This is a genomic window from Armatimonas sp., from assembly GCF_043760365.1.
Lineage (GTDB): Bacteria > Armatimonadota > Armatimonadia > Armatimonadales > Armatimonadaceae > Armatimonas.
The window spans coordinates 1-9,190 of sequence record NZ_JAYUPA010000819.1; the positions used below are offsets into that span (position 1 = coordinate 1).

Genomic DNA, 9,190 nt, shown 5'->3' on the forward strand with positions numbered 1-9,190 from the left:
TTGTTGTGAATTACGTTTTCGCTGCGCCGTCACCGTTCGAGGGATTAAAATCCCTCGCTACAAACGCCTTCGGCGCGTCCTCCGGACGGGAAAACCGAAAGCAAAACGGACGAATGAGGCAGGCAAACGCCTTCTCTTGTCCGCCCGCTCTCTTGTCCGAAGGATCGCTTCTCTTGTCCGAAGGACATCGGCGGAGCAGACCCGCAGCGAGGGATTTTAATCCCTCGTGTCAAACCACACCAATTCACAACAAGCGTTGAAATAGACCTCCAACTCGTCTTTGAGCGCACCTACGACGAGTGCGGCTTCGAGCGGATGGTGGACTACATCGCTTCCCCAGATCCGACTTTCCGGGACGAGACGCTGGCGGGCTGGGTGGCTTCCATGTCGGCGAGCTGCATGTCTAAGGCGCGACCGGAGAGCTGAATCTCGTGGAGCGAGACAGTGAGCGAGAGGCTGAGGGTGATGAGGCTTGCGCCAAAGACCCACGCGCCCGCGCGGAGCCAGTTCTCGAAGAGGCAGAACATCGCCACCACACAGAGTAGAATCGCGCTGACTCCCAGGCTCTGCATGCGGCGGATCAGGCGCACCCGGTAGCGCAGATTTTCAATTTGGGGCGGGATTTTGGGGTCGTGGGTCTCGCCCCAGCGCTCGTGCAGACTACGGGTGAGTGCGGCGAGTGCCAGAAAGCGATTCGTGTACGCCAGCAGGATCAATGAGACGGCGGGAAAGAGCAGCGCGGGTGTGGTGAGGGAGATGTCCATAAAGAGCAGAGGCTCAGCGGGCCGTGAGCAGACGCGGGACGTCCAAGGGCAGGGACGGTTTACCAAACAGATAGCCTTGGATGATGTCGCAGCCCATGGCGGTGAGTTTATCGAACTGCTCCAGGGTCTCGACTCCCTCAGCGACCACCTTCATCCCGAGCGTTCGCGAGATATCCACCATCGCCTTCACCACGGCTTCGTCGGCAGCGTTTTCACAGATATTAGTGACAAAACTGCGGTCAATCTTGATGCGATCCACCGGGAGCTTGGCAAGCCGTCCGAAGTTGGTGTAGCCCATCCCGAAATCGTCCACGGAGAGCTGGAGCCCCATGTCCTTAATCCGAAAAAGAACGTCTTTGACCTGGGCTTCGTCTTGCTGCATGAGATCCGTCTCCGTGATCTCTAAGTCCATGTGCTCCGGGTTCGCACGGGAAGCGGCGAGTAGCTCTTTGATCTGATCAGTCAGCTGAGGCTGAGCAAGCTGCCGTCCCGAAAGGTTGACCGAAACTCCCAGCCCAGAGAGGACCTGCTGCCAGCGCGCGGCCTGCCCAAAAGCCTCGCGCATCACCCAGTGACCTAGCGGGACAATCAGACCGGAGTCTTCGGCCATGGGAATGAAAGTATCGGGCGGGATCATGCCTAGCTGCTGGTGGTTCCAGCGTGCCAGTGCCTCATACCCCACGAGCTGCCCTGTGCCCGCCGCCACCTGCGGCTGGTAGTGCAGGAGCATCTCGCCCCGATCCACGGCTTGCGACAGGCGAGATTCCAGCGCCAGACGCTCGATCCCACTGAGGGTCATTCCATCGCGCCAGAGTGTCACATGGCCACGCGATGCCTTCTTGGCCTGGTACATCGCCGTATCAGCGCGCTCTAACAAGGTCTTCGGGTCGGTGCCATGAAAAGGAGCGATGACCATCCCGATACAGGCGGTCAGACGAATATCAATGCCTCGTAGTGAGAACGGTGTCTGTACCGCCTCAAGAACCTTCTGCGCCACCGAGTTGACATCGGCTTCCGTCGCGACCCCCGGCAGCAATGCGACAAAAACATCACCCTCCAGCCGCCCGATCACGTCCTCGGCGCGAAGTGCTGCCCCCAGCCGCCGTGCAATGATCAGAAGTGCCTGGTCGCCGCCATCCTGGCCCAGCGCTTCATTGACCCACTTGAAGCGATCTAGGGCCAGCTCCAGAACGCCGAATGCACCGTGTGCGCCCGACGTGAGCATCCTGAGTATTGCCTCCTCGATCGCCTTGCGGTTCAGCAGATCGGTGAGGGCATCACGGTGGGTCTGGCGACGGATCTCCAGCTCGACCGCACGTGTCTGAGTGATATCCCGCGCGGCGGCATAGACAAGTCCCCCCTCTTTGCCGGGTGCGATACTCCACTGCAGATAATGAAACTCCCCCGAGGCTGCGAGAAACCGGCACCCAAAGCGTGCGATGGAGCCTTGTGACACCTGCGCCAGCGCCGCAGTGACCTCAAGACGATCCTCATCGGGGATCAGCTCAAAGAGCTTGCGACCATCGAGGCTTTGTTGTGTGTAGCCCAGTGCTTTTTGCCAGGCAGGGTTTACCCGTACCAGGGTGCCCGAGAAAATCTCCAGCAGACAGAGCATCTCTGTTGATTGCTGAAAAAATTCATCGGCATTGCCGGAGGAAAAGACCACTTTGGGCTGAATGGAGACGGTAATTCCGGCCACATCCGGCACGATCTCAATCACCTGACGTCCCAGCTCAGGAAGCTCAGCCTCATAGGAAAAAGTCGCGCGCGTGGTCAGTGCATGCCGGAGTCCATCGTGGATCGCCTCCCAGACGGGAGCGCTACAGACCGAGCGGAGGCTCTCACCCAGACGTGCGACACCTGCCTCTCCCTCAATGGAGGTAAAGCGAAGCTGATGGTCCAATTGGAATCGTCGTGGCAGCATAAATAAGCAATCAATAAACTAGTAGCAAATTGTACCAGAAACTGGTAATTCCCGTAGTACAAGATTGTCGGTAACTGCGGCATAACTAATTAGTAATTGTACGATGGAAGAAAGACTAGTCGAACTTGAGCGGGAAGCGGAGCGGCTGCGACAAGATGTCGCAGCGCTGCGCTCGCATTTCACCGAACGCCAGCAACTGGATGCCCTCAAAGCCGAGAACCAGCTCCTGCGCCAGGCGGTCTTTCGCTACGCCCTTGCCTGTGGTGCCGCCGATCTACAGATGGCGCTTATCCGCTCCCGTCACGAGCGCACGGGTGAGAGTGTCCTTCAGCTTAAGCAAGCCACCGACGAAGAAGAAGCGGCCTCCCGCGCCCTCCGCGACATCGCACAGAGTCTTCAGATCGCCTCACAAGAGCGCGATTCGCAAACCGAGCCGCAATAAACACATTTCGGGCTACAATAAGAGCCCATGCGAAAGACGGTTCTTTACGGCTTAGGTTTTTTACTTCTGCTCGTCAACGCCTACTTTGGCACCTACGCTTACGTGGTAACGCAGGCACTCCTCTGGACACAAACGGCGCTTCAGCGGGGGCCGCTGGTCATGCTCTTCGCACTAGTGTGCGTAAATTTGGGATTTTTGAAGTTCGCTAAAAAGTGGGCGCTGAGTCAGAAAGAGCTGATCATCCTCTACGCCATGCTCTGTGTGGGCACCTGCGTGGCAGGCTACGGCTTTGTGCAGATTCTGATAAATCAAATCCCCGCACCTTTCTACGAGAACTATGCCACGGGCGGCAGTAAGTTTAAAGACTACATCTGGCCCAATATCCCCGAGTGGCTCGTCCCTCGCGATCCGGATGTTCTCAATGGTTTCTTCCGGGGCAACACCACGCTCTGGACACCCGCGAATCTCAAGGGCTGGGTGGTGCCCGTGCTGGCCTGGAGCGCGTTTATTATCGCCGTGTTCTGGACGCTTCTTTGCGCGATGTCACTTTTTCGCAAGCAGTGGATCGAGGAAGAGCGCCTGACATTTCCTCTGGTGCTGCTCCCGCTGGAGATCACGCAGAACGGCGGACGCGCCCCAATCTTCAAGAGCCCGCTCTTCTGGGCCGGTGTGGTGATAGCCGGACTACTGGAGAGTGTCAACTACCTGAACTTTCTGTACCCCTCGGTGCCGAGTATTCCGCTCAAGCCGGGGATGGGCTTCAATGAGATCGGCCCGCTACTCACGGAGCGTCCCTGGAACACGGTGGGCCGCTTCACACTAGCATTCTATCCCTCCATTATTGGGATCGCCTATCTGCTCTCCCTGGAGGTCAATTTCTCGTGCTGGAGCATGTATCTGGTACAGAAAGCCATGATCGTCAGCAGTGCCTGGCTGGGGCTCTCCGAGAGTGGAGGCGGCGGCCCGACCAACCGGATGCCCTTTATTAAAGAGCAAGGACTCGGGGCCTTTGCCGGGATCGCGCTCTTCTCGCTCTGGATGGCTCGCAAGCCGCTAAAAAAAGCGATTGAAGCGCTCGAAAAACCCGTCGCTGATGACACGCACGAGGAATTAATGTCAGCGCGTCTGGCGCTTCTGGGCGGCCTGGGCGGCCTGCTCTTTATGACGCTCTTTCTGACGGCAGCCGGAGCGAGCTTCTGGCAGTCGCTGACCTACGTGCTGATCTACACCTGCTGCGCCATCACGCTGGCGCGTATTGTGAGCGAGGCGGGGGCGGGCTGGGCGTGGGCACCGATGTGGGGCAACGGCCAGTTTGTCGCGGATACTTTCGGGCAGAATCATCTCTCGGGCAAAGAGGCAACCCTCCTCATCGGCTACACAAGCTGGATGAACGACATGCGCGACAACCCCATGCCCCACTCCGCCGAGGCGCTAAAGATGGCCCAAGGCGGCGGGATCTCGCCGCGTGCGCTGCTCAAACCGCTACTCTTCGCGATAATCGTCGGCACACTGGCGGCGTTCTGGGCGCACCTGGATATCTACTACACCTACGGTGCCGCAACGGCAAAAGTGCGCCCCGCGCTTCAGAACGGCGCAACAGGCCCCGCCCGCCAGGCTGTCTCACTTCTCGTCTCCCCCACCCTCGCAGATGTTCCCGGCGTGCTGGGAACGGGCTTTGGCGCACTGGTAGCCCTTGTGATCTCCGTGATCCGGCAGCGTGTGAATGGCTTCCCGCTACATCCACTGGGCTACGCCGTGGGAATGACCAACACGATGGAGTACATGTGGTGCCCGTTTCTCATCGCCTGGGTACTAAAAGCCATCACGCTGCGCTACGCCGGGATCGGGGGCTACCGCAAGCTGCTCCCGTTTTTTCTGGGCCTCATTCTCGGCGACTACGTCATCCCAACCCTCTGGGGAATCTTCGGGATGCTCACCGGCTACCAGATGTACATGGTCTTCCCGCATTAATCGTCCCGTCATCCGCCGGTTGAAACCGGCGTCTGCAATGGCACTGCGTGCCGCAAAGCCCGTGCCGGGCTACCGAGTTTATCTCCTCAGCCTGGAACAGGCTTTGCGGCACGCAGTGCCATTGCAGACGTCCAATTTATTGGGCGGCTACCCGCACCCGTACTTCGGCAGTCTTGAGGCCCGCTGCCTCAGCACGCAAAATCACCTCACCTTTTGTGTCGTGCTTGGCGCGGAGGATGGCAAGTGCGAGGCCGTGGAACGCAGGGTACTCGTCGGTCTGAAAGCTTCGCGGGTTGGTGGCATCGCCATTGCCCACGGCGGCGAGCATGGCGGCGGAGCCCGTGAGCGTGAAGTGGATCAGGTGATCCGCGCTGGGCACTTGCTCGCCCTTTGCATCCACAATTTTCACTGTCACAAAGCTCAGGTCATGGCCACCCACCAGTGTCTTTCGGTCCGCGTCGAGCTTTAAGGCAACGGCGGAGCCGGTGGTACGCTGGAGGGCCTCGGCCCAGTGCTTGCCGTTTTTATAGGCAACGGCCTTGAGCTCGCCCGGCACATAGAGCACATCGTCCCAGACCAGTCGGTAGGTGAGTGGAGCGCGTTTCTTACGGCCCAGTGACTTGCCGTTGAGAAACAGCTCGGCCTCATCGCCACTGGTGTAGAGATGCACCGGGGTAACTTGACCATCACGGCCCGGCCAGCTCCAGTGTGGCAGCAAGTGCGCCATGGGCAGCTCAGGCCGCCAGCGGGCTTGGTAGAGATAGAAACGATCTTTCTTGAAGCCACACAAGTCCACAATCCCAAAGTACGAGCTGCGCGATGGCGAGTGATTACCTAGCTTCTCAAAGAGCGCCATCGCTTTCTCCCGCTCCTTGGGGTCGGAGAAGTTGAGGGCGTTGCTACGATCCGAGTTGTAGGGAGTCGGCTCGCCCAGATAGTCAAAGCCTGTCCAGACAAACTCACCCGCAACGCTCGGGTTCTTATCAAGACCCTCCCACTCGGTATCCGGCTTCATTGCCCAGGGCGGAGCGTAAAGGTCATAGGAGCTAACCTGGAAGTTATAAAAACCCTTGCTCTTGTCTTGCTCCACGGGGAAGAAGTACTCACCGTAGCTGCTCACACACGAGCTGGTCTCGCTACCAAAGAGCGGCTGGCGCGGATACCGAGCACGAAATGCACCGTAGAGCTGGGGCTTGTAGTTGTAGCCAAAGAGATCCACGGTCTCCGAGAAGCCATTACTGCCCGCATTTGCATTGTTACAGCCCGCTGAGACCAGACGCGTGGGGTCTTCGCGGTGAAAGAGCGCCGTGAGCTCGCGGGAGAGAGCAGCCCCGGCGGCGTTGCCCTGCTCGGGAATCTCGTTGCCACTGCTCCAGGCAATGACACACGGATGATTCCGGTCGCGGTGAACGAAACTCACAATATCGCGCTCGTGCCAGGCATCAAAATCCAAGTGATAGTCGTTAGGTTTCTTACCGCGCCGCCAGCAGTCAAACGCTTCGTCAATGACCAGAAACCCCATGCGATCACAGGCATCCAGTAGCTCGGGTGCGGGCGGATTGTGGCTGGTGCGAATGGCATTACAGCCCATTTCCTTGAGAATTTCGAGCTGGCGCTCGATCGCACGCTCGTGCACCGCGCCGCCCAGAAGCCCTAGGTCATGGTGGTTGCAGACGCCATTAAGCGTGACACGCTGGCCGTTTATCAGCACCCCTTTCGCCGCATCCCAGACCACGCTACGAACCCCAAAAACAGTATTTTGGCTATCCACGAGCTTGCCACCCACCCACACCGTGGTCTTAAGTGTGTACAAACTCGGCGTCGCCACGCTCCAAAGCTGGGGACGAGGGAGCGTGATACTCACCTTCAGCCCTTCTGCCTGAGCTATTCCTTTGCCCTTCCACAGAATCTCGTGGCGTACGGTTGCGCCCGCCGTCTCCCCCTCCAGTGTCGCCGCAATCGCTACCGTGGCACGCTCGCTCGTGACATCGGTCGTATGGACAAAGACTCCGTTATGGGCGAGATGCACCGCGTTTCCCGTCACCAGCCAGACGTGGCGGTAGAGTCCCCCGCCGGGGTACCAGCGCGATGAGTCGGGCGGGTTATCGAGACGCACCGCAATCAAATTTGTGCCCGTACGGGCTAAGTACGGCGTGAGATCTACCCGAAAACTGGCATAGCCATAGGCCCACTCGCCCGCAAGGATGCCGTTCACATAGACCTTAGGGTGGCTCATCGCGCCGTCGAAGTCTAAGTAAACACGCTTCCCAGACGCCTGTTGCGGCAGCACTTTGCGATACCAGCCGATCCCCGCCCAGGGGAGCTTCCCCGTCTCGTTGGGCAGATCCCCTCGAAATGGCCCCTCAATCCCCCAGTCGTGTGGCAAGTCCAGCGTCCGCCATGTGCCATCCTCAAAACCCGGCTTCTCCATGCCCTCCGGCTCAGGCCGTGAGCCTCCCTCAGGCATCAACCCAAAACGCGCGAACTTCCAGCCTCGGTCAAAAGAAAGACGATTCATGAAGACATTATACGCCGCCCCGCGTTTTATCCGCCCAATAAATTGGGCGGCTGCAGTAGCCTTCGGCTGCGAAGCCCGTTCCGGGCTGGGGAGATTTGTAGCCCGGCACGGGCTTTGCGGCTAAGGAACGAAGCCACTGAAGATGCCGATTTCAACCGGCGGTTATTTGGGCGCGGCGAACACTTTGCTATCCACGGGCACGTCCCAGCGGGTGCTCTGGATAACGGTGACAATATTGCCCATGCTGGGGTTCTTCTGGATGCTTCTATGTGGCACGATCACGCCACCGCTCTCTCGAAAGTCGGAGTAGAACTCGGGAGTGCCGGTGTCGCGGCGCAGCACGAAAAAGCTCTTGGTGGAGACATACTCGGTCATGCGCTCGCCGGACTTGGTGGTCTTGACAAGTACGTAGCACTCCTCACCTTCCACTTTTTCCGTCCCGGTAATCGCAAATTTCTCAAAGAGTGTTTTAGGCTCCAAGAGTCCCATCGCCAGATCGGCCTCCGCGCGGGAGCGCTCGCTGTTTTGGGTGGGCTGCGGGGGCAAAAAGCTGAAGCTTATCCAGGTAGCCTTTCCATCGTAGCCCGTCGCTATCCAGCCGATTTTCTTGCCAATCGCGGTGACATTCAGCCGCTGCGCTTGCCTGCCCTGGCTCTGGTAGCCCTCGCCAGTGGCCTGCATGCCCTGGTTTTCAAAGTCCACCGTGAGGGTGTCTACGCGGCTCTTGTGCTTGCTCCAGGCCGCTTTTCCCCCTGCTGCCTCCAGCATCTTAGCAAGAAGCTCATCCACGGTGAGTGGTGCGGCGTAGGTCGTGGCTTTTTCTTTTACAAGGGTGATCTTCGCACCCGGCTGCTCCCAGGTCATGCCTTTCTCACCGAAAGTCGCCTTGAATCCTTCGGGCAGTGGCGGCGCAAGCCGGTAGACGCGGCCTCCGACGTGCTGCAGGGCATACGGCGGCTGGCCGGGGACGTTGAGCACCAGATGATCTTTCTCAAATGTCATTTTCATTGCCATCGCGGGCGTGGTGCTCACGTAGCTCCCGGCTTCGTCTTGGGTGGGCACAGGCGGCGCGGCTGGCTTGACGGTACCCGATGTTGCGGGCTTCTTCGCCTCCAGATTTTCGCCGCTTAAGTTGCGCCAGACAATCTCTTGAATTTCACTGGCCATCGGGCTCTGACTGACATTGCTGAGCATAACAAGTCCCCATTTTTTTTCTGGGACGAACGCAACTTCGGCGTTGAAGCCGTCTATGTTGCCGCCATGCTCGACAGTGGAGATCCCCTTCCACTTATGGAGCATCCAGCCGTAGCCGTAGCCTATTGTCGGGCTCATTGCCATCTGCTGCTTTGTCATCGCAGCGTAGCTCTCGGTGCTCAGAAGTGGCTTGGCATCTTGCAATAGTGCCTCCACCCACTTTGCCATATCCGTCACAGAGGAGTTGATCGCACCAGCGGGAGCGGTGGCCGCAATCTCGCGCCAGGCAAGCGCTTTCTGAGTGGCGGGATCGTAGCCCGTGGCGTGGTCCTTGTCGGCGAGAGCTTTCTTAACCGAGAGCGTGCTGCGCGTCATCC

At 58.9% G+C, this 9,190-nt stretch carries 6 protein-coding genes; 2 read left to right on the forward strand and 4 right to left on the reverse strand.

What is annotated here, in order from left to right; genetic code table 11:
* Positions 1-323: 323 nt before the first annotated feature.
* Positions 324-764: a DUF2721 domain-containing protein gene (locus ACH2EH_RS20065; RefSeq protein ID WP_395144477.1), complete on the reverse strand. Its 441-nt coding sequence runs from the start codon at positions 762-764 to the stop codon at positions 324-326.
* Positions 765-777: 13 nt separating this feature from the next.
* Positions 778-2,667 carry a putative bifunctional diguanylate cyclase/phosphodiesterase gene (locus ACH2EH_RS20070; RefSeq protein WP_395144479.1) on the reverse strand — a complete coding sequence of 630 codons (1,890 nt, stop codon included), beginning with the start codon at positions 2,665-2,667 and terminating at the stop codon, positions 778-780.
* 124 nt (positions 2,668-2,791) lie between these two features.
* On the opposite strand from ACH2EH_RS20070, the gene ACH2EH_RS20075 reads away from it, so the two are divergent.
* Positions 2,792-3,130, forward strand: coding sequence for a hypothetical protein (locus tag ACH2EH_RS20075; protein WP_395144481.1), 339 nt, complete (start codon positions 2,792-2,794; stop codon positions 3,128-3,130).
* 27 nt (positions 3,131-3,157) lie between these two features.
* The gene (locus ACH2EH_RS20080; protein ID WP_395144482.1) at positions 3,158-5,101 is read left to right on the forward strand and encodes a DUF6785 family protein; all 1,944 of its coding nucleotides are present in this window, start codon (positions 3,158-3,160) and stop codon (positions 5,099-5,101) included.
* A gap of 136 nt (positions 5,102-5,237) precedes the next feature.
* On the opposite strand, the gene galB is transcribed toward ACH2EH_RS20080, so the two are convergent.
* Both galB and ACH2EH_RS20090 read right to left on the reverse strand, forming a co-directional pair.
* Entirely contained in the window at positions 5,238-7,619 is a 2,382-nt protein-coding gene (galB, locus tag ACH2EH_RS20085; RefSeq protein ID WP_395144484.1) for a beta-galactosidase GalB, read from the reverse strand.
* Positions 7,620-7,781: 162 nt separating this feature from the next.
* Positions 7,782-9,190: serine hydrolase (locus ACH2EH_RS20090; RefSeq protein WP_395144486.1), on the reverse strand; the 1,409-nt coding region annotated here is incomplete at its 5' end.